At 44.4% G+C, this 21,046-nt stretch carries 16 protein-coding genes; 9 read left to right on the forward strand and 7 right to left on the reverse strand.

Annotation, left to right across the window (positions count from 1 at the left end):
- Positions 1-47: 47 nt before the first annotated feature.
- Both ELR70_RS00910 and ELR70_RS00915 read left to right on the forward strand, forming a co-directional pair.
- On the forward strand, positions 48-1,709 hold the full coding sequence (locus ELR70_RS00910) for a cyclic peptide export ABC transporter (protein ID WP_054017217.1): 1,662 nt from the start codon (positions 48-50) through the stop codon (positions 1,707-1,709).
- Positions 1,706-2,866, forward strand: a complete 1,161-nt coding sequence (locus ELR70_RS00915) for a prohibitin family protein (RefSeq protein ID WP_054017218.1) — start codon at positions 1,706-1,708, stop codon at positions 2,864-2,866. Before ELR70_RS00910 ends, ELR70_RS00915 begins: the two co-directional genes overlap by 4 nt.
- Before the next feature lie 756 nt (positions 2,867-3,622).
- On the opposite strand, the gene ELR70_RS00925 is transcribed toward ELR70_RS00915, so the two are convergent.
- The 4 genes from ELR70_RS00925 to ELR70_RS00935 form a co-directional block, all read right to left on the reverse strand.
- Positions 3,623-3,802, reverse strand: coding sequence for a hypothetical protein (locus ELR70_RS00925; RefSeq protein ID WP_054017220.1), 180 nt, complete (start codon positions 3,800-3,802; stop codon positions 3,623-3,625).
- A gap of 214 nt (positions 3,803-4,016) precedes the next feature.
- Positions 4,017-4,190 (reverse strand): hypothetical protein, encoded by a 174-nt coding sequence (locus ELR70_RS24710; protein WP_160317420.1) that lies wholly within the window; start codon positions 4,188-4,190, stop codon positions 4,017-4,019.
- Positions 4,191-4,739: 549 nt separating this feature from the next.
- The gene (locus tag ELR70_RS00930; protein ID WP_054017221.1) at positions 4,740-5,690 is read right to left on the reverse strand and encodes a hypothetical protein; all 951 of its coding nucleotides are present in this window, start codon (positions 5,688-5,690) and stop codon (positions 4,740-4,742) included.
- 264 nt (positions 5,691-5,954) lie between these two features.
- Positions 5,955-6,668 carry a helix-turn-helix transcriptional regulator gene (locus ELR70_RS00935; protein ID WP_054017222.1) on the reverse strand — a complete coding sequence of 238 codons (714 nt, stop codon included), beginning with the start codon at positions 6,666-6,668 and terminating at the stop codon, positions 5,955-5,957.
- Between the two features lie 332 nt (positions 6,669-7,000).
- On the opposite strand from ELR70_RS00935, the gene ELR70_RS00940 reads away from it, so the two are divergent.
- The gene (locus tag ELR70_RS00940) at positions 7,001-10,978 is read left to right on the forward strand and encodes a response regulator (protein ID WP_054017223.1); all 3,978 of its coding nucleotides are present in this window, start codon (positions 7,001-7,003) and stop codon (positions 10,976-10,978) included.
- Between the two features lie 69 nt (positions 10,979-11,047).
- Here the strand turns inward: ELR70_RS00940 and ELR70_RS24715 are convergent, their stop codons facing one another.
- A complete protein-coding gene (locus tag ELR70_RS24715) occupies positions 11,048-11,221 on the reverse strand; it encodes a hypothetical protein (RefSeq protein WP_160317421.1) in 174 nt (57 codons plus the stop codon).
- Between the two features lie 216 nt (positions 11,222-11,437).
- A complete protein-coding gene (locus tag ELR70_RS24720; protein ID WP_160317422.1) occupies positions 11,438-11,602 on the reverse strand; it encodes a hypothetical protein in 165 nt (54 codons plus the stop codon).
- 899 nt (positions 11,603-12,501) lie between these two features.
- Between ELR70_RS24720 and ELR70_RS00945 the strand changes: the two genes are divergently transcribed.
- The 3 genes from ELR70_RS00945 to ELR70_RS00955 are packed head-to-tail and all read left to right on the forward strand — an operon-like array spanning position 12,502 to position 16,675.
- Complete coding sequence (locus ELR70_RS00945) at positions 12,502-13,101, forward strand: class I SAM-dependent methyltransferase (protein ID WP_054017224.1); 600 nt, start codon at positions 12,502-12,504, stop codon at positions 13,099-13,101.
- Positions 13,094-16,069, forward strand: coding sequence for a DEAD/DEAH box helicase family protein (locus tag ELR70_RS00950; protein WP_054017228.1), 2,976 nt, complete (start codon positions 13,094-13,096; stop codon positions 16,067-16,069). Before ELR70_RS00945 ends, ELR70_RS00950 begins: the two co-directional genes overlap by 8 nt.
- A 9-nt stretch (positions 16,070-16,078) precedes the next feature.
- The gene (locus tag ELR70_RS00955; RefSeq protein ID WP_054017225.1) at positions 16,079-16,675 is read left to right on the forward strand and encodes a metallophosphoesterase; all 597 of its coding nucleotides are present in this window, start codon (positions 16,079-16,081) and stop codon (positions 16,673-16,675) included.
- Between the two features lie 21 nt (positions 16,676-16,696).
- On the opposite strand, the gene ELR70_RS00960 is transcribed toward ELR70_RS00955, so the two are convergent.
- The gene (locus tag ELR70_RS00960; RefSeq protein WP_054016422.1) at positions 16,697-17,644 is read right to left on the reverse strand and encodes an IS30 family transposase; all 948 of its coding nucleotides are present in this window, start codon (positions 17,642-17,644) and stop codon (positions 16,697-16,699) included.
- A gap of 64 nt (positions 17,645-17,708) precedes the next feature.
- Between ELR70_RS00960 and ELR70_RS00965 the strand changes: the two genes are divergently transcribed.
- From ELR70_RS00965 to ELR70_RS00975, 3 genes are read left to right on the forward strand one after another with little or no spacing between them, the layout of a single operon-like run.
- The gene (locus tag ELR70_RS00965; protein WP_128064429.1) at positions 17,709-18,320 is read left to right on the forward strand and encodes a hypothetical protein; all 612 of its coding nucleotides are present in this window, start codon (positions 17,709-17,711) and stop codon (positions 18,318-18,320) included.
- A complete protein-coding gene (locus ELR70_RS00970) occupies positions 18,317-20,092 on the forward strand; it encodes a hypothetical protein (RefSeq protein WP_054017450.1) in 1,776 nt (591 codons plus the stop codon). Before ELR70_RS00965 ends, ELR70_RS00970 begins: the two co-directional genes overlap by 4 nt.
- On the forward strand, positions 20,089-20,982 hold the full coding sequence (locus ELR70_RS00975) for a hypothetical protein (protein WP_054017449.1): 894 nt from the start codon (positions 20,089-20,091) through the stop codon (positions 20,980-20,982). Before ELR70_RS00970 ends, ELR70_RS00975 begins: the two co-directional genes overlap by 4 nt.
- The last annotated feature ends 64 nt before the right edge of the window (positions 20,983-21,046 follow it).

The following is a 21,046-nucleotide window of genomic DNA, read 5'->3' on the forward strand; positions in this document are numbered from 1 at the left end:
ATGGCGGACTTTCAGGCCATTGGTAACACAATGAAAAGACAATAAAAATGGTATTATACGATTTAATAAGTCGAAACATTAAAATTAAGAAAAGGACCTTTGTATTACTCGGTTGTATCTCTGGCCTGGCGAATGCACTGGTGCTTGCTCTCATCAACAACGTGGCAGAAAATATTTCTGATATCCACAAAGAAAACTTTATCTTTTACTACCTGGTCCTGTTCACGCTGACTGTACTGATCTACGGCTTGACGCAACAAAGAGTTATGACCAAGGCTGCAAAAATGGTTGAAAAAGCCATCGACAAGCTGCGTGTCGAACTATTTGAATCTGTCCGGCATACCGAGCTCTCAACTCTGGAAAAAATTGGCAAAGAACGTATTTTTAACACCCTTAGTAAAGAATTGCAGACCATTTCTCACTCTGCGCAGCTGTTTGTGATCATCGGCCAGTCAATAAGCTTGGTATTTTTTACGTCTTTATATATTGCTTATCATTCAGTTGCAGCATTTCTTGTGCTTGGTGTGTTGATTACCATGGGAGGGTTTATTCATCGCTTTAGATCTGATGAGATCCAGCGCAACATGCAGCAAGCATTTCAGAGCGAAAACCAGCTGATCCAGCGCCTGTCTGACTTGCTTGACGGTTTTAAGGAAGTAAAACTGAGCACACCAAGAGCTGATGATCTGGAGCATGAGTTTGCTATGTCTTCAGGCAAAGCACGACGCGCCCAAACCGTCACAAAGACCTTATTTGCCACCGACTTCGTGTTATCACAAATTACTTTTTTTGCCGCAACCGGCGCCATGGTGTTCTTTGTTCCGGTGTTATCCGATGTTTATCCGGAAGTGGTGATAAAAGTCACTACCGCATCGCTATTTTTAATCGGCCCGATCACCAGTATTGTGGGTGGTATTCCTATTTTTACCACAGCCACGGAGGCCGCACAAAATGTGCTGGCGCTTGAGGCCGATTTAAAGCAAGAGCAGGCTGAGTCCTTAGTACGACGCAATTATCCGGTAACCCAAATCGATAACTTCGATGAACTGCGGCTGGAAGGTGCCTATTATCAGCATAATCGTAAGCCGGGTGACAGACCATTTTTCGTTGGACCTGTCGATTTGACAGTGAAAAAAGGGCAAATCACCTTTATCACCGGTGGCAATGGTAGCGGTAAAACCACATTTATCCGTATGTTGACGGGGTTATATGAACTTCAGGCCGGGCAAATTTTCCTCGATGGTCAGGCAATTAACGACTCTGAGCGAGAGAGTTTCCGTAGCATATTTACATCAGTCTTTGCTGATTTTCACCTGTTCAAGCAGCTTTATGGCATACGTACAACTTCACAGGAGGAAATTGACGAGTGGCTGGCCTTTTTAGAAATGAATACCAAGGTCAGTATTGTAGACGGTGAGTTTAGTACCATTGAGCTTTCTTCCGGGCAAAGAAAACGCCTGGCGTTGCTAAGTACCATTTTAGAAAACCGGCCTATCTATATCTTTGATGAGTGGGCTGCGGATCAGGACCCGATATTCAGAAAGAAATTCTATGAACAAGTGCTGCCCAGGTTAAAGGCTCGGGGTAATACGGTAATCGCTATCACGCATGACGACGCCTATTTCCACCTGGCTGACGTACATTTGAAGATGGTAGAAGGACAACTAATGGAACATCATGAAGTAGAAACTGATGGAGTGCCGTCATGAATATAATTTTGCCGCCCGATCTGATGTTGATGGCACTGGCGGGGATTTGCCTGCTGATCCTTATTGCCAATCTGGTAATGCGAGGCCTTAGACGCTACAAACCCGCATGGCGTAAACGTATATTGTCCTGGCGGTTTAGGGCCGGTCTGACCTTGCTGATCTGTTTGTTCTTAATTGTTGCACTGGTGCCTTTCATTTTTGTCAGAGTCGATTCGGGTGAGGTGGCAGTATTGTGGAAACGCTTCGGTGGTGGTACCTACCTTGATAAGCACTTTAGCGAAGGTACCGTACTGGTCATGCCCTGGGACAAACTGATTATATACAATGGTCGCTTTCAGACTGCACACGAGAACATTGATGCAATTACCAATGAAGGGTTAAGGATCACCTTGAATGTCACTGTGAGATATCGCCCGGTGATTGAGCATGTGCCATACTTACACCAGTTAGTAGGACCCAAATATTTAGAGGAAATGGTATTGCCAGAAGTGGCATCAGCGGTACGTATGATAGTGTCTCGTTATCGTGCTGAGCAGGTTTATAGTCATCAGCGAATAAAAGTGCAAAAAGAGTTACTTGAAGAAGTGTTGCATGAGTTACACCTGCAGGAAGAAACCATTTTGGAGCAAACCGGGCATATCAAAGACGGTCATACACTAGTAAATCTGGATGATATGCTAATAAAAAGAGTGGATGTTCCGGATAAGGTCCATGAAGCCATCATCTCGAAAGTTAATCAGAGTTACCTGAACGAAGAATATGCAATGCGCCTCGAAGTCGCGAAGAAAGAAGCTCTGCGAAAGAAAACCGAGGCACAGGGGATCGCAGACTTTCAGGAAACTGTGGCCGGCGGTATTTCAGAAACCTATCTGAGGTGGCGTGGTATTGAAGCCACGATTGAACTGGCCAAATCAAACAACAGTAAGGTAGTGGTTATTGGTAGCGGGAAAGACGGCTTACCATTGATCCTTAACACTGAAAGTAGCTTAAGCGGGCCAGCTCCGACTCTAGGGCAAGATGCGTCTACTTTAGTGATGGCAGAGGAGACAACACGGCCTCCGTCCGAGCACTTAAAAAGCGCCATCAAACCCGGTGAACCAATGAGCTCGCACCATATGAGCTCAGCAAAATCGGGTGAGCCATTGAATAAACATTAATTGGCAGTAATCAGTGATGTTAGCACCTAGGGCTTGGGTGCATTACTTAAGGTTGGTGTAATGGGCTGGGTATAAACTCAGCCCTTTTACTTTTTTATTCCATCAGTTTCCAACTGGCAATGGTAATTCATAGACAAAGAGCTTACTTCTTTGAGTGATGAACGCCATATAAAGAAGACCTTGCATTATCAGATTTGAGGTTTTGAAAGACTTATTGTAAAGGGGCTTTACAATGAAAAAAGCGCCTCAGTGGCGCTTTAGAATATGAAGAAAGTAATGAATGATTTCTTAGTTTACACCTCGGCAAGTCCATCCCATGCCACACGTATTTGCGTACCAGTCTGTAAAAAACGGACAACCTCTGTCAAAGCGAGTTTCAATGTCAGTTGTAGGGCGAGGTCCACCGCCTGCGATCATGGGAGTAGCCTTGCTATCCACTGCTTGCGTTGAAGAAAGGTTCTTTATCTTAGTTTTTTGTAGTTTAAGTTTCATGTTTCTAGTCCTTGGTAAGTGATGGTTGAAAAATTAACCGCCTTTGAATTTTTTGTCAACAATATATTGTATATTATATTGAGTGTTAAACATATTAGACATTTCTGCGTGGTTTACCAGGCTGGAGAGATTCAGGTCTGGCAACAACTATCGGCCTGTAACTCGATTACCCGGATAAAAAGTCTGCGTTAGAGTCGGAGCTTGTGTAAAGGGGACAAAGTTTGCAAGAAGGCACACAGAGTGCGCCTTGACTGGAAATTACGCTTAAAGTGGCATGTTGCAAGTGTAAACCTGAACATAAGTGTGCCACGGACACCCTTTGTTTACTTTTGTTGGTGGGAATGCGATATCACCACCACCGGCAACTTGTGGTGTTTGTTCTAAGCCGACGCTTTTACTGCTAGATAAGTTTTTGAATTTCTTTTTATTTAAACTTAGCTTCATGTTTATCTCCTTATGATAGGTTTGGCAGTGTGCCATGTTCATTTATGTCACATTTAAGAATAATTGTAAACGTGCTGTGTTTTTAAGAGTTGCGAACTGGCTTTTTATTTTATTCAGAGAGGGGTTTCTTGCAGGGGGTTACAAGTGGGCTGGCAGAGCCATCCGGAATACTGAGAAACACCAGGGCGCCCAGAGCACCCTGGCTGTAATTGCTTTAACGCGGGTTACAAGTGTTCAATGGGTAATAAGAGAAATAGGGACAACCTTGCTGTACTCTGGTGGGCGGGATAGCGCTGGCGCCACCTGCAATCATTGGCGTTTGCTCTTCGGCCACAGTCTTTTTGTTACATAAGTTTTTAAGGTTCTTTTTGCTTAGATGTAATTTCATATTTATTTCCTTTTTTACATGTTGATAGTCGTGGTTATTTTTTGCACACAATGTGGCTGGTGTAAATTGAAAGAATTTAATGTGCCATTAACAGGGATCTCTGAATCTGCTCTAAAGTAAAGTGCAAGTTGGTTGTGGCTGTTTGCGATGTAATTTTACCCGGTGAGTACAGCCGTAGCCTGGGCCAATTATAAGGATGTCACACATCCATATTTTGTTCTTATTTATTGGTTAATCTTTCGGGACGGTCTAAGGGATTACTGTTTGCTGACAAATCGCGCCTTTGTTGTCGGGTAATTATCTTTGTGCAGTTACTCTGTGTTATTCCAAGTAGGATTACTGCACGCGTTCATTGCCAGATAGCATGGTACTGGTGATTTTTATCAATTCCGCCTCGACGGATGAGACATGGTAATTAGCTACAGTCTCTGATCAGGGTAGCCTGAAAAGGTGATCAGAGTGATACGACTGTAATGAGAGTACTTGTATCAAGGCACACTGGATGTGCCTTTCTTAAAAGTAGTGCATAGCCGTGAGACATAAAAACGTTTATTGCTCAATCAGTTTAATGCCAATGGCATAGCTGCTCAGAAAAGCCCCCGCAGGATATAAATACTCTTTTGCCTTAGCGACTACTTTGGAACTTTTAGCAAATTTTTTAGGTGCTACGCTATAAAGTAGTACATTCGGCTCTATCTCTTTGTTTTTGTCAGCACTTAGTTTTGCTCCAACTCCGGTCAGAATATAGTCATTCTCCATAAATACTTCAGACTCGATTCTGGAGCTTGCTAACTTATTGACCGCACTCATTCGGTGGATGGTATCAATATAACCAAGATTGTGGCCCAACTGCGCGTTTGCAAGGTCCTTACGAATACCCACAACACAGCTGGCAAGGGGAGGGTTGTTGCTATTCTTTAACGTCATACTGGCCGCAGTCCACAGGTTCCAGCCTCCTGGCGCAGAAGAAAACACAGGCCCAGGCTCACGGCCCGCTTTTAGACTAGGCTTTGCGCCTCCGCTTATCATAAGGTAGTCATTGTCGGGGATGGTTATGGATGGAGCACGCTTTGCACTGACACTGTTGTCCTCACTATTACTACACCAGGATTTAACGATGTTGTGTTTGCTTATATCGCTTCGGGAAATACCATCTATTCTGATCCCTATGGCATAGGCTGTAAGCTCATACTCTGCTGAGCTTTTGTCGGCTCGTGTAGATACAATCCATGATTGTTGAGTGTCTGTATCAGGATACGAGGCGACAATCAGCGCAGAGCTATTGATCTTTAAGTCAACACCTCCACCGACAACAGCCCAGTCATGCGGAATAGTGAGCTTGGCAGTGTGATTGCTTCTTGTGCTATCCAGTGTGTACTTCCATACCTGCATGTGAATGCGTCCGGAGCCATCTACGTCACTATAAACCGGGGTCGCAGCATGTACATGTGTGTTCGCCGCTAGTAATGCACCAGAGATTAAGAGGAATTTGTAATTCATTTTATACGCTCCATTTTCATAGGTTGTCCTTGTTATAACGAGGTTTTTCTAATTCAATCCACTACCTGTGTGTGGGGTTGTAGGTTATGACTGCTGGCTAGTTTTGCTGCCTCCCTGCTCAGGGGGTGGCATACCAGGCATGTTCAGCGTAGCCTGTGTATTGAACGTGAAGACCCCTGTTCAGGTTGTAATTTCGATTTGAATTAGAGTATTGAGGTAGATAAATGTCAGCGAGCTGCCAATCCTTGAGCGCTCACACTGGGTTTAGGGGATGAGCAGGCTTTGTTTTGCTTTTAATACCGCTTCTGTTCTGTTTGCTGCGCCGAGTTGAATGAGGATCTGGCTTACGAGTTCTTTGACTCTATCCTTTGAGACCTGCATTAGCTCAGATATTTCTGGGTTTGTCATACCTTTAGCCATATATAATAAGCATTCACTGCTTTTTGGCGTAAGTGATGGGCGCATAAACAAATAGTCCGGGCACTCGTTGATTATTCTTGGCACGAGCGTAAGTGTAATGTCACTCAACAGGGTGCCGTGTTGTTTGTACAGGAATTCTATCTTTTCAGGGCTTTGGGACGAAAAGTAATTCACAAACACAATGGCGCTGTTGTAATGAACGGGTATAACAATCCCGCCGCTAACGTTTTCTTGTTGTAGTAGGTTGCCCAGGCTTTGTGGCGCAAGTATTTTGCGCATATAGTCGTCAGTGCACCAGTATCTCGGGGCCAGTGTATGTTGGCAGTAATGCATTAACTCGTCGGAGAAACAGTGACCTTCAGTAAAATAAGCATGCAGAAACTGTTCTGAGCAGGTTGAGAGGTATCTGAATGTAGGTTCTGTACCATTTACACCTACGATAAGAAACCGGTCCATACCCAGCGGCTCTGAGAACCTGCTCAACGCACTCGTGATTGCTGTTTCCGGGTAAAGTGAAAATGCTTCCGTTTGGGCAGTTCTGTTACCTGAGTAGTCCATATAAACTCCTGTGTGCTTTTTGTTGTCGTGCAGACTCCGTTGTTGGGCCTGCACCGTTAAGCTAGTGAGTTTTGTGGTTTATCCGTTATAAAAAATGCGACACCTGATACTGAAAAAGCGACATATAAAAATATTAGCTTATAAATCATGTTGTTGTCTCTAGCCTGGTTTTAGTTTTCATTATGTGACCTGGTTGATTGTTGTGCAAAATGAAAGTGGGCGGGTTGAAAGTACTGAATATATTGTCAATTTTTTAACATTTAGGTTGACTGTACCTGTTAAAGGTTATAGAAAGTCATTACGCATTTTACAGTAAGGACGTAAGCGCAATAATGCTGAAATGGACCCTGGTAATTATCTTCTCATTTATCATTCAGTGCCATGTACAGGCGCGTGAGGTGGCCCAGCTCAGACTGCATCTTCAGTCTATAGACAAACTTGATATGGTCACTATCATTAACTCGGTATCACAAGACAGTCAGGGTTACTTGTGGATCAGTGGCACTTCCGGCGTACTCAGGTTTGACGGGTATCAGTCCATATTTTATCCGCACCCGCTAGCAAGAAAAGTTGTTGAAGACGCTCAGGGACGCAGGTGGTTGCTGACAGGCCATGGGCTATATTTACACAATGACCAGCAGGACAGTTTCATGCCTTATATGGACACTCTGCGGCAACAGGTACCTGAAAGTACAAATTTGTTCAAAGACAGCTTTCTTTCTGTGCGTACCATGGATAACGATGCCTTCAGGCCAGCAGCTTTGTATCAGGATAGTCAGGATATGTTTTGGCTTGTGGGCGATGATGGTCAGTTAGTTCATTTTTCTGCGGATGAAGACGCCTATCAGTTATATGACCTGCACAGTTCGGGAATCAAACACAATCTTCGCTTTAGTGTTACTCTGTATAAAGATGCCCCTTTGTTTATCTCGAAACTTGGCGAAGTGTTCTGGTTTGAAAAATCTACCGGCACTTTTATTAAATTGTGGCAACACGCTATCCTTGCCGATACCCGAATTGTAACGACCGGACCTGATGACACTCTATATGCGGTGTCTGAGCAAGGTTTTTTCAGGCTCGAACAGCCTGATTCCGGGCAGCCTTCGCTTACCCATTTAAGTGATATTGATCATCAAGCAATTACCTCTGTGCGCTCAGGTCTTTACGCTACTTATGTGGGAACGAACACTGAGCTTATCGTATTAGACTCCAATGACAGAGTAAGTCGGGTCAGCAGGTATCACACAAATGCCCGTTCTCAGCAGATATTTCTGATAAGTAATGTGTTTGATGATCAGGGAACGGTCTGGCTTGCATCCAGCCACTCCATATTTGAGGTCGAGCTTATACAACCTGAGTATACCAATGATTCAGTTAACGCTATTTCTGTTGTCACCCAGAAGCCACATATCGATGGTTTGCAGTTTGATGAAGAAGATAATCTTTGGTTTGTAAGCCAAAGCCGCGCGTACGTTCAATATAAAGGTTATGCAGAGCCAGAGCCTGTGTACCTGGACCCGACTAAGCCGGAACTCGATGTTTACACTATTTATACCGGGAAAGAAGGTACATTGTGGTTTGGCGCATCCTCAGCTTTATACCGACTTGAAAAAGGCGCGCGTTCCGCAACTAAGATCAATATACCTCCCGGCAGTGCGGATAATGAATTTAAGATCAGAGACATTGAGCAGTCACAAAACGGGCATTTATGGTTACTGACCTTTCAGGGAATTGTAGAATATGATCCGAAAACTGCTCAGCGTGTATCCTTTTTGCCCGGACATTTTAAAAACCTGAAAAAAGGCGGCAATGATGCCGTATTAGCCTGTGGTTTTGAGACTTACATTTTGGGCCAGGGCGAGCCACAAAGGGTGCAATTCCAGATTTCGAAAAGCAATAAAAAATTAGTAGTATATGATGCCGATACCGACTCAAAAGGACGGTTATGGGCGGCAACTTCCTATGGACTGTTACTTCATGACTTGAAAACACAGCACTCACAGCAGTTTGATGTCAATGGCGTTTATCCCAACGTCGCATTTGGCTTTGTATATCGGGTTAGTACAGGGCATATCTGGGTGTCTGACATGACTAATCTATATAAACTCTCGCCAGATACCATGCAGGTGGTATTTTCAATGCCAGTTAAAAACATGAATATTGGTGCAAAAACATATGACAGTGCAGATGAATCGAGCTCTGGAGTTCTGTACCTGGGTGGAATAAGTGGGATTGCTGCCTTATCAAAAGTACAAGCCAAGGAGCCATATGGAGTACATATAAGCAGAGTCTATGTGCAAGGGGAGCGCTATGCAGTGTATCAGGATCCCCAGCATTCGCTGAATGCGATTATGCCGGGCAGAAGGTTTAATAGTGCACAGCGAAACTTTAAGTTTGAGTTCGTTAATATCAAACGCGACTGGGATGTTGACGTTTATTATCAATACCGTTTGCTGGGCTTTGATACAAACTGGACGGAGGCAGAACAAACCCAGCGTAGCGCAACTTATACCAACTTGTCGCCGGGCAGATACGAGTTTGTGATTAGAAGTCGGGCGATTTCGAGTGACTGGACTGAATCGCGCTTTGAGTTTGAGGTTGCAACCCCCTGGTATTTAACCGGTTGGGCTTTCACTCTTTATGTTTTTGGCGCTGTCGTGTTGATTGGACTAATCCTATTCGCCAGAACACATCAGCTAAAGCGGCGAAACCTGCACCTGGAAGAACTCGTGCTGTCGCGCACCGAAGAAATAGAGCAAAAGCGTGCTCAAATAGCCAGTTTAATGGAAAGTAAAAACGTGTTTTTTGGTAATGTATCTCATGAACTGAGAACGCCTCTGGCAGTGATCATGCTGCCAATTAAAGGTATGTTGAAGCAGGCAAATAATGACGGTAACAGCAAGTGGCATGCAGCATATTCGCAGGCTTTGAGGCTGGAAAAGCTCATCGACAACCTGATCCGCTATGCCAGAAAAGACGATGTCTCTCCTTTTGAGAATCATCACTTTACTGCCAAAGAGGTATTGTTAAAGCAGGCTCATGCGTTTGAGCTGCTCGCCACTGAAAAACAGATCCGTTATGAAGTAAAACATACTCTGGATGCACAGGAAGTGTTGCTTAATGAGGCGGACTTTGAACAGATAATCACAAACCTGCTGTCTAACGCTGTGAAATATACCCCTGAGGAAGGCGAAATTATTATAGAGGCGCATCAGCGTGGCGATTTCCTGCAGTTGGTGTTTACTAACTCCGGACCCGGTATTTGTAAATCTTTACAGGCACACGTGTTTAAACGATATGTGCGTGGAGAGCACAGTGAAATAGGCGGGCAGGGGATTGGCCTGTCTGTGGTGCATCAGCTCATCAGCGACTGTGGAGGCGAAATAGCGCTGTGCAGTGAGCCTGGAGAGGGATGTCGGTTTACTCTGACAATTCCGCTTTACTGCGAAGCATCAGCACAAGATATCGATAGCAGAGTGCACGCAGAAGCCATAACAAAAGCAAAGACTCAGTCTGAGGTGACTGACAAACCTGAGCCCAACGCCCAGGTGTTAATTGTAGAGGATAACCCCCAGCTAAGAATGATGCTTCAGCAGACTTTGTCTGAATGGTTTGATTGCTCAGTTGCCTGTGATGGTGAGCAAGGCCTGTCACAAGCAAAATCCGAGTTACCCGACCTTATTATCAGCGATGTGATGATGCCAAAAATGTCGGGACTGGAGATGCTGCGAGAACTCAAGCAGGATGACACAACGAGCCATATTCCCGTCATATTGCTGACAGCAAAAGAAGACGACGACAGCCGGATCCTGGGGTTTGAGGCAGAAGCAGATGATTATATAGGTAAACCCTGCGACCTTGATGTACTAAAGCATAGGGTGGAAAACTTGATTAAAGGTCGCAAGAAACTGGCGCGATTATTTGCAGATCAGATCCTGCGCTGTCAACCGCAGGCTGATCTGCTCAGCACGACAAAGCGGCTCCCCTTTATTGATAAAATTCAACAAGTAATTGCGCAAAACTACCAGGACCCCAAGTTTGATACGGAGTGCATGGCCAGTCATGTATTTTTAAGTGTGCGACAGCTGCAACGCAAAACCCGAAATCTGACAGGGCTATCGCCAAATGCTCTGCTCAGGCAATATCGTTTAGAGCAGGCACGCACCCAGTTGAAAGCGGGCGGTTTGGTGGCTGATGTTGCATATCAGGTTGGGTTTTCATCTCCAGCTTATTTTAGTAGCTGTTTTAAAGCTGAGTTTGACATGTCACCGCAGCACTATGTTAAGCAGCAGGAAACAGAATGGCAGTGACGAACACAAAAAAGGCACACTTAGTGCGCCTTTCGTTTGAGCTATGCCCGATAAAGTCTGGTCAGTCCTTTATTTTTTCCAGCTTTCTTCAGAGCAAGTTGTAACATTTGATCCCGTGGCAGGTGGGTTGTCATTTAAGAGGCCAACCATTGCGCCTCCCTGTACCAGCGGTGTTAGCTGTGCCAGCATTGCGTGATTTGCTGACAGGTTTTTCATTTTTTTTGTTTTTAGAGTAAGTTTCATAATGGTCTCCGTTTTGTTATGTCACCGGGGTCACTTTTACACTTTATCTAATGATTGTAAACGCCCAAAATACCAAAACAGGTACTTCGTATCACCCCCATCTGGGGAGTACACATTTTTCAGAAACCATGTGCCGTGCAAAGATAAGTTCACTCATACAATAAAGGACACAAGCAGCCACCAAACGCAGAGCAACTATCCTAGTATAGAACTGCCTCAAAAGCCCAGTCCGTCATCCCGGCCAGCGAACCGGGAACCACTCACCGCCACCGAGAAAGCCTGTGATTTCCACGCAGCCAAAAGCCCCAGCCCGTCATCCCGGTCAGCTAGCCGGGAACCACTCAGCGCCACAGAGAAAGCCTGTGATTTCCATACAGCCAAAAGCCCAGCCCGTCATCCCGGCCCCCGAGCCGGGAACCACTCACCGCCACCGAGAAAGTCTGTGATTTCCATGCAGCCAAAAGCCCCAGCCTGTCATCCCGGCCAAAGAGCCGGGAACCACTCACCGCCACCGAGAAAGTCTGTGATTTCCATACAGCCAAAAGCCCAGCCCGTTATCCCGGCCAACGAGCCGGGAACCACTCACCGCCACCGAGAAAGTCTGTGATTTCCAAGCAGCCAATAGCCCCAGTCTGTCATCCCGGCCAACGAGCCGGGAACCATCCACCGCCACCGAGAAAGCCTGTGATTTCCACGCAGCCAAAAGCCCAGTCCGTCATCCCGGCCCCCGAGCCGGGAACCACTCACAGCCACCGAGAAAGCCTGTGATTTCCACGCAGCCAAAAGCCCCAGCCTGTCATCCCGGCCAACGAGCCGGGAACCATTCAACTAAAATGCTGTAATCCGTTGTAATAGCATAGTGCTGAAGTGTGGGTTACTATTATCGGTTAACCAAAAGCGCTCAAAAACTCCCAGTACTCAAACATTTAGCACCCAAAATCCAATTTGTAATCAAAAGTTGAGCGATTGTTTTGAAATCGCTAACAGCAGCGGACAAAAAGCTACTCAACCAGACAAAAGTGTTGTAAATTATTCATGCGCCTGCACCAAATGATGGTCCATCTGATTACGTTTTAACTGATCGCCATTTAACTCGTAATCGTCTAACTCTTAACCGTCAAAAGAAGGGCTGGCACACAACAAGAACAGTTTTAAAGTGTCGCGCAAAGGAAGTTGTAACCGCCGAACAGCAGGAAAAGAGCCGAGAAAACACTCAGGCACCAAACCTGTCCCATGCATCACCTCCTTACCAGCTGCACCATAGAGTAAACGGGTGAGTGATGTCAGACTCCACATTAGAATATTACAGTCGCAACGCCGTCAGCTTTGCCGAGGCAACTTTTGCAGTGAACATGCAGCCTCTGTACGACGAGTTTTTACCCGCCATACCCGAAGGCGGCAAAATCCTCGATGCCGGCTGCGGCTCTGGACGCGATGCACTGGCGTTTAAAAACCTCGGCTACCGGGTCGATGCCTTCGACGCCTGCGCAGAGCTTGCTAACATCGCCAGCTTCCACCTGGAACAACCCGTCGGCTGCTTCAGCTTTGACGAACTCAGAGCTACCAATACCTATGACGCCATATGGTGCTGCGCCAGCCTGCTGCATGTGCCAAAGGCACTGCTGCCAGACGTATTCCAGCGCCTGCAAAACGCACTCAAACCAAACGGCATCATCTATATCTCATTTAAATACGGCGAAGGCGAACGCACCGCGGACGGCCGTGCATTCACCGACCTCACAGAGCAAAGCCTGAACGCCTTACTAGCCCAAAACACCGGCCTTAAAGCCAGCAAAACCTGGCAAACAGGCGACCAACGCCCCGGCCGCGAACACGAACGCTGGCTTAATGCTTTGTTGGAAAGGGTGAGTGGTGAATAGTTTTAGTCAGAACACCGTATTACAAAGTAGTGCGCGTCAGCTGACGGCGGGTGGCACCGATCCCTTATTGCCAAAGCTCGTGCATGCCATTAACCATGCCGACGAAATTGAAATCACAGTCTCTTTTATCCAGCCAAGTGGGCTGGCGCTGTTGTTTGACCCGTTACTGGAGGCACTGCGCAGTGGTGCGCAACTCAGACTGCTTACTTCTGATTATCTCGACATCACCAGTCCAGTGGCATTACGCGAATTAATGACACTGGTTGAGCGAGGCGCCGATATTCGCATTTATGAAAGTGAAAAACACCAAAGCTTTCATATGAAGTCGTACATTTTTGTTAAAACGCAGCAAAACAGCGCTGAAATTGCAGCAGGCTGCGCCTTTATCGGCTCAAACAATATTAGTAAAAGTGCACTGACGACAGGGCTGGAGTGGTGTTTTCGCCATGACTATACCCATCCGCCTGGCAGCAAGGGGGCCTGCGAATTCAATCATATTCGCCGGGTATTTGCCGAGCTGTTTGCTCATAACAAGGTTAAAACACTCAGCCATAGCTGGATTGATACCTATATACAAAGACGAAAAGCGCCGCAGTTTATTGTCGCCGGTGAAGCGGAAGATGCCAGCGATGCAGAGCCCGTAACACCGCGCGCCGACCAACAATTGGCACTGGACGCGCTGGCAGAAACGCGCCGCCAGGGCTTTAAACGGGGCCTGGTGGTGCTCGCAACGGGTATGGGTAAAACCTGGCTGTCGGTATTTGATGCACAACAAATGCATGCAAAGCGTATTTTGTTTGTAGCCCACCGCGAGGAGATCCTGACGCAGGCCCAGCGCACCTTTGCGCGATTATTGCAATGCAAAACCGGGCTATACACGGGCAAAAAGAAAGACTCGGACGCCGATTGCCTTTTTGCTTCAGTCCAGACGTTAGGGCAAGCGCGTCATTTGCAGCGTTTTGCGCCGGATCATTTTGACTATGTCGTGGTGGATGAATTTCACCACGCCAGTGCCCGGGTTTACCGCGCATTACTCAACTACTTTACCCCGCAGTTTTTGCTGGGCTTAACCGCCACGCCGGAGCGTACCGATCAGGCCGATATACTCGGGCTGTGCGACAACAACCTGGTGTTTGAACGCAACCTCACTCAGGGAATAGATAACGGCACACTGGTGCCATTTCGGTATTATGGCATTTGGGATCAGGACGTTGACTACAGCGCAATTCCCTGGCGCAACGGCCGGTTCGACCCGGACGCGCTGGAAAACCAGTTTGCGACCAGCAAGCGGGCAGCACATGCATTAAAAGAGTGGCAAGCGCGCAAGCAACAACGCACGCTGGCTTTTTGCATATCTAAACGCCATGCCGAGCACATGGCGGGTTACTTTAATCAAGCCGGTGTTAAGGCGCTGGCCGTACACAGCGACTCCTTGGTGCGCCGTAATGATGCGCTCGAACAGCTTGAGCAAGGGCAGATTGAGATTTTATTCTCAGTGGACTTATTTAACGAAGGCACCGACTTACCCAGCATTGATACCGTACTGATGCTGCGGCCCAGCGATTCCAAGATTCTATTTTTACAGCAGCTTGGCCGGGGATTGCGCACTTGTGAAGGCAAAACCCACCTCACCGTGCTGGATTTTATCGGCAACCACCATAGTTTTTTAAATAAGCCTGCGGCGCTGCTCAACGCGCAAGGCGCAAAGGGCGTGACACAAGCACTGAGCGCCCCCAAATTGCCCGAAGGGTGTTTCATAAACTTCGATTTAGAGATCACTGATTTTTGGCAGCAACTGGCCAAAATACAACGCACCACAGCACTGGAAGATTACGAGCATCTGGCTCAGCAGCTTGGTCACAACCCAAGTGCAAGCGAGTTCTATCGCCACTACGGCGACCTGAAAAAAGTAAATAAGCAACACGGCAGCTGGTTTGCGATGCTGGCCGATATCGGAGACGAAATTAACGCAGACTGGTTAGCGCCATACGCAGACTTTCTGTTTAATGCGGTACAGCAAACCAGTATGACCAAATGCTTTAAGGCCATTTTACTGCAAGCGTTTATACAGCTCGATGGTTTCAGAGCTGCTCCAACCCTGAGCGAACTGGCCAAAGTCAGCGCAGCAATTTTGGCACGCTATCCGCACCTTAAAGCGCATGACCTGCCAGAATCCAAACGAACGCTGGAACCAGACAGCCTGGCCTGGTTCAGCTACTGGCTGGGCAACCCCATAGAAGCCTTTACCGGACTCAAAAAAGCCAAACAAGGCACAACCTGGTTTAAGGTCGAAAAAAACGGCGAAGATCTGAAAACAGCTCGGCTGGTTGCGAACGTACACACTGATCATCTCCCGGAGCAGGATATCGACAAGCTGGCCGACTGTGTTGCAGAGCTTATTGAACTCAGACTAGCTGAATACACCCAGCGCATTGAGAGTAAGCGCAACTTATTGGGGTTACTTGCAGCGAAGCCTGAGCTCGGTACTGATGCCGGCGAAAAAGATCAAATTATATCAGAGCAGCAAAACAAAACGGACGGCACCAACGTGGTTCAGTTGCCATATTTCCCCAATCTGAAAATTGCCTGCGGCCACTTTAAAACCGGTGACGACAGCGACATGACATGGCGCCCGGCACCTGACCGTGCTGGCAGGGTAGACCCGGACAAGCACTTTTTAGCCCACGCCAGCGGCAACTCAATGAATGGCGGTAAAAACCCCATTCTGGATGGTGATTTACTGCTACTGGAACGCATCAGCAGCGACAACGCCGGTTCACTCACGGGCACCACCATCGCCATCGAACGATTTGATGAATCGGGCAACGCCCAGTTTTTACTGCGCGACGTGCAAAAAGAATATAACGAACAGGGTGAAGCCAGATACCTGCTGGTCGCCCGCAACCCGGATTACGAAACCATTATCGCGGACGAGAGTTTAGTGACGTTTGCGCGGTTGAAGCAATAGGAAAATCATGTGAAATTTTTAATAATCTCTGATTTACATGCATCAATAGATGACGATAGCTACTCAAGGCTTGTGTTTAAAGGAGCTGAATCTGAGTTCGCGAGAAGGTTTTTGAACTATGTCAAGGGCTTGGAAAAGAATATAGATTATCTTATTTGTCCTGGAGATATTGCGAACAAGGGATGCTCAGAATCATTCAATATTGGATGGAGTTTCATTAATGAAGTAAAGGAAGCTTTAGGAATAAAGCAGCTATTTTGTGTACCTGGAAATCATGATCTTCAGTCAAGGCCGAAATCTAGCTTCTCACCGGACCACGCAATTAAATTCTGTTCACCAAAATTTCCTACAGCAGATTATGAGCTAAATACACATTTTTGGGGTTGGAATTGGGTACATATTGAGCAAGATGAATTTAACGTTTTCTTAATTAACTCAAGTGCTTACCATGGTATCAATGAAGAGTATCATCATGGTAGATTTCCGAGAGACTCAGTAAAACAGTTGTCTGACTACATAAATGAAAAAGTTGGCGATAAATGCTTTAATATCATGCTCTGTCATCATCACCCATTAAAGAGAGAAGATGCCCGAATTCAACCCTGAAGTGCGACACTCTTACCTAAATTAAGCGGCCTGCATCATTTCTTTGAATACTACAGCTGGCTGCTTAAAACCCAAACACTTTTTCGGTCGATAATTTATCCGCGACATCGCGAACTCGACGTCTGCATCACTTACTTCTCGCAAATCAGTGCCTTTCTTTATATATTGACGCAGCAAACCATTTGCATTTTCGTTTGCCCCACGCTCCCAGGAAGAGTAAGGATGCGCGAAGTAGAAATCCGCCTCTAAAGAGGCCGAAATGAGTTCATGAGCGGCAAATTCGCCGCCATTGTCTGCCGTGATTGTATGCACGTACTTTTTATAAGGCGAAAGCAGTTCTATCGTTGCCTGTGCAACATCTTCCGCTGATTTCGATGCGGCTTTTTTGACAAGATAGAAGCGTGTTTTTCGCTCCAAAACAGTGACCAGGGCACCAGTTCCTTGCTTCCCTAATACGGTGTCAATCTCCCAATCCCCGAGCCGTGTTCGCTCTTCCACGACTTCGGGTCGTCCATCAATTGACATTGCATTTAAAATCGCAGGGCCTTTGTCATTTCTACCTCGTCTATATCGCTTATGCCCTTGACGTAGGTGACGATAGAGTTTTCCGCCATTGCGTTTATCAACAGCAACATAACGATAGATCCACTCATGACTGACAGGCTGTTTAACGCTCGTCAATACTGCTGAAATTTGTTCCGGACTCCAATCTGATTGCAGTAGTATTCGGATGAAGTCGATTCGTTTTTGAGGGATACGGTATTTCCGTGCCGTTTTGCGTTTCCCTATAGCCATTACGTGCGCCGAATCAGGGCAATATGACTCGTTGATTTTATGCCTTCTTAACTCTCGATAAACGGTGGAGCGATGACATTTTACTTTTTCTGCGATTTCAGAGGCAGAACAACCCACTTCCAATAATGTGGAAATCTGGTATCTTCTGCCCTCGGTCAACTGCTGATATTTCATGGTAGTACTGCTTGTTTCTTTGGCGAGAAGAGCGTACCACTTTCAGTAGTTGGCTTCCTCTTCTATGCGTTACCATGAATGTCGCACTTATTATCTGAAATCAGGTGTAGACTATGATTCAGATTATGAAGTTATGGACGGTGGCCAAGGATTGATCTATGAAATTGCAAAGAAAGATATAGGATCCTGGCTAGTTGTCCATGGCCATAAACACTTTGCTAGTATTAATGAGGCAGCAGTTGATACGCATGATAAACCACTAATATTTTCCGCAGGGAGTTTTAGCGCAAAGCTGTATCCATCTATTAATGAAAGAACAAGCAATCAGTTTTATTTAATAGATATAGACATTGAAAAAACCGAAAATGAAGGGATTCTTACAGGAACATTTGAGACTCATTCTTGGAATATTGATCAATCTTGGCACCCTTCAACCGTGAGAAACTTACCATATCAAGGAGGGTTTGGCTCAACTATTTCACCGATGAAAATAGTTAGAAAAATTAATGAAATGCTTGATGAACAACCATTCTTAAATGAGAGGGATCTAGCGCCAGTTCACGAGATGTGCAAGCACTATACACCAGGTAGGTTTGAGGAGTTAGTTAATAAGCTGGATAGAGCTAATATAAAACTAGAAATAGCAAACAATAGGATAATTGAGGCAAGCAAATGATAAATCATATATTCCATTTTAGTCAATCTTTTAATGCTAAATCAACCTCAAAGAACAGCTTATGTGAAAGTTTTATCCCGAATGACTATTTTGATAGGCTTATTTCTCCTAATCATACTATTATGATTGGTCCTAGGGGAAGCGGAAAGACTACACTTCTAAGAATGTGTGATATTGAAGCTATGGATATTTGGAAATCTGAAAAGTCAGACGACTATAGAAAACGAGTAGAGTTTACGGGGGTATTTGTTCCAACAGACCGTTTTTGGAAAGTACAATATGACCGAATTAAAGATTTTTTCAATAATGATAAAAGTGTGATGAAAATATTAAACTCATCATTTTTATACCATGTCCTAGAAAGCTTTTGTAATTCTCTTATATATAAAGTTTCTTATTTTGAAAGTGGGAGTGTAAGATTTAGAAATGTAAGTTTGTCAAAGAGCCATGAGGCAGAACTTGTTTATACTTTAGCTGATATTTGGAAAGTTAAATTTAACATTCCATCATTAAGGGGATTGGCAATAGCACTAAGTATTAAGAAATATGAGATTTCAAATTATATATCTTCAATGGAAAGTGAAGGCTGTATAGGTGAGTTTTTTGATGTGCTTGATTCAAATATAATTCAACTTCTGGAAGTTTCAGTTCAAATAGTTAATCAATTTATAGGAACAACAGATGAGAAATGGTGTTTCCTGTTTGATGAGTTAGAGCTTGCCCCTGATATTTTTGTTCAGCCACTAATTGATGCTATGAGAGGGGGGCCTCAAAATATACTCTTTAAATTAGCTTTATCTCCTTATCATCGTGGTATTTCAATAACCAGTGATCCCAGTAGCACAATGCACAAACAAGATGTTTCTTTTATTAATCTTAGTGGTGTCAAATACGAGGGGGAAGGATTTGCTAAAGCTCTTGCGGAAAGTGTATTTAGAAGAGAGGGCTTGGTTGATGATATCGAATCATACTTTGAAGAAAATGAAATTGATAGAAATAAAGATATTTCTGAACTGAGTTATAAAGACAACTCTTTCAGTGATTATTTAGAAAGGATGGGGTTGAAAGGTTGTAACTATAGCGATTTGAGTACTGAGCAAAAAAGTATTATAAGAAGAATTCAGTTTAACGTTCATTTAAGGAATTATTATAAAAAAGATCAATTAAGGAAGCAGGGTAGGAGGCGGCCATCACATTATTATTCCGGTTTTCTTAATATATGTAGAATATTGGAGTATAACCCTAGGATGATTATAGGTGTTATGAGTATATTCTCTGGGGTTGCTAAGGCTGAAGGTGAAGTGAAAGTTTACCGTCAGCTTAAGTGTATAGAAGATTATTATAAGTCTTTTAAATCTCTATTAAACACTATTGCGATAGAGTCAGAAAATAGGAAGTATGAAACTTTGTTTGATGTTATTGAATCTATAGCAAAATATTTTGCTGATGAAATTCATGGTGAGCAATTCTCTCCTGATCCAAGGGGGTCTATAGTTTTTAAAAATGAATTTAATGAGCACTATTTTGAGGCTGTGGGATTAGCCATGAATGCCGGGGCGCTGATTTCGGATAAAGTCGGAACAGATTCATTCTATGACATTGATAACGTAAAAAACTCTAAAGTAAGGTTATCCTATATTTTTGCCCCAGAGTTTAGATTGTTAATGAATGCTCAAAGGCATGTGGATTTATTCGAAATCCTTAATGAGAATAAAATTAGAATACTTGATGTAACTAAACGTTCTGAAAGCCAGATGGAGTTACCAATATGAAAGTTCTAAAGGAACCAATAGAGAATTCATTCGATTACGCTATATTTGGGTTGGGATATGAATGTCGTTCCGTTACAGCGTACTTGAGCTATCGAGAAAAGTCTAAAAACATAATAGTTTTCGGTTACAACTCAAATCAAAAAGAGCATAGCTATTGTAAAAATAAAAAAATATTTGGCTCTGAATCTATCAGAGAAGTTGATTGCAATGAAATTAAAGAGAGTATAGATTTATTTATAGGTGATTTATGTAATCCTGTGAGTGTTCTCTTGGATATCACAGTTATGACACGGCATAGATTGGCTTTGCTTTTATATGTTTTGTCAAAAAAATTACCAAAAGGTTCCTTCTTGAAGGTAGTTTATAATGCTTCAAAATACGTTACTCCAGATGCGGATTTACAACCAGTTAAAAGTATCGGTCCTATTATAGAAGAGTTGAAAGGTGATTTAGGAAGCTTATCTTCAACAACAACACTGGTATTTGGTCTAGGGTATGAGAAGTTGAAAGCTCTTGGTGTATATAACTACTTAGAACCTGATAGTGCTTATACACTATCTCCAGAAAGTGATGACTCTAGGTTTTATTGTGATGTTTTAGAAAACAATAAAGAGCTCCTAGAGCTAATACCAGAGGGTAAAAAGTATACATATAATCTCTATAGGCCATATGACACTTATGTTGACTTAAAGTCTTTAGTTAACACAATACAAGAAAGATCTCGGGTTGTACTTGTGCCATTGGGTCCAAAACTTCTGTCCGCACTAGCAGTAATAGTTGGTATTGAATTAGCTCCAAATTTACCTGTTTGGAGAGTGTCATCTTTGCACTCAGAATCGCCTGTCGAAAGAGCAGCTGATAAAGAAGTGCACTTTACCGTTGTGATATAACAATTTTTTTAGCTACATCGTATGAGCATAAATATAAGTTAAGGTGTTATTGGGGGATTTTAAA

Source organism: Pseudoalteromonas sp. R3 (assembly GCF_004014715.1).
Taxonomy (GTDB): Bacteria; Pseudomonadota; Gammaproteobacteria; order Enterobacterales; family Alteromonadaceae; genus Pseudoalteromonas.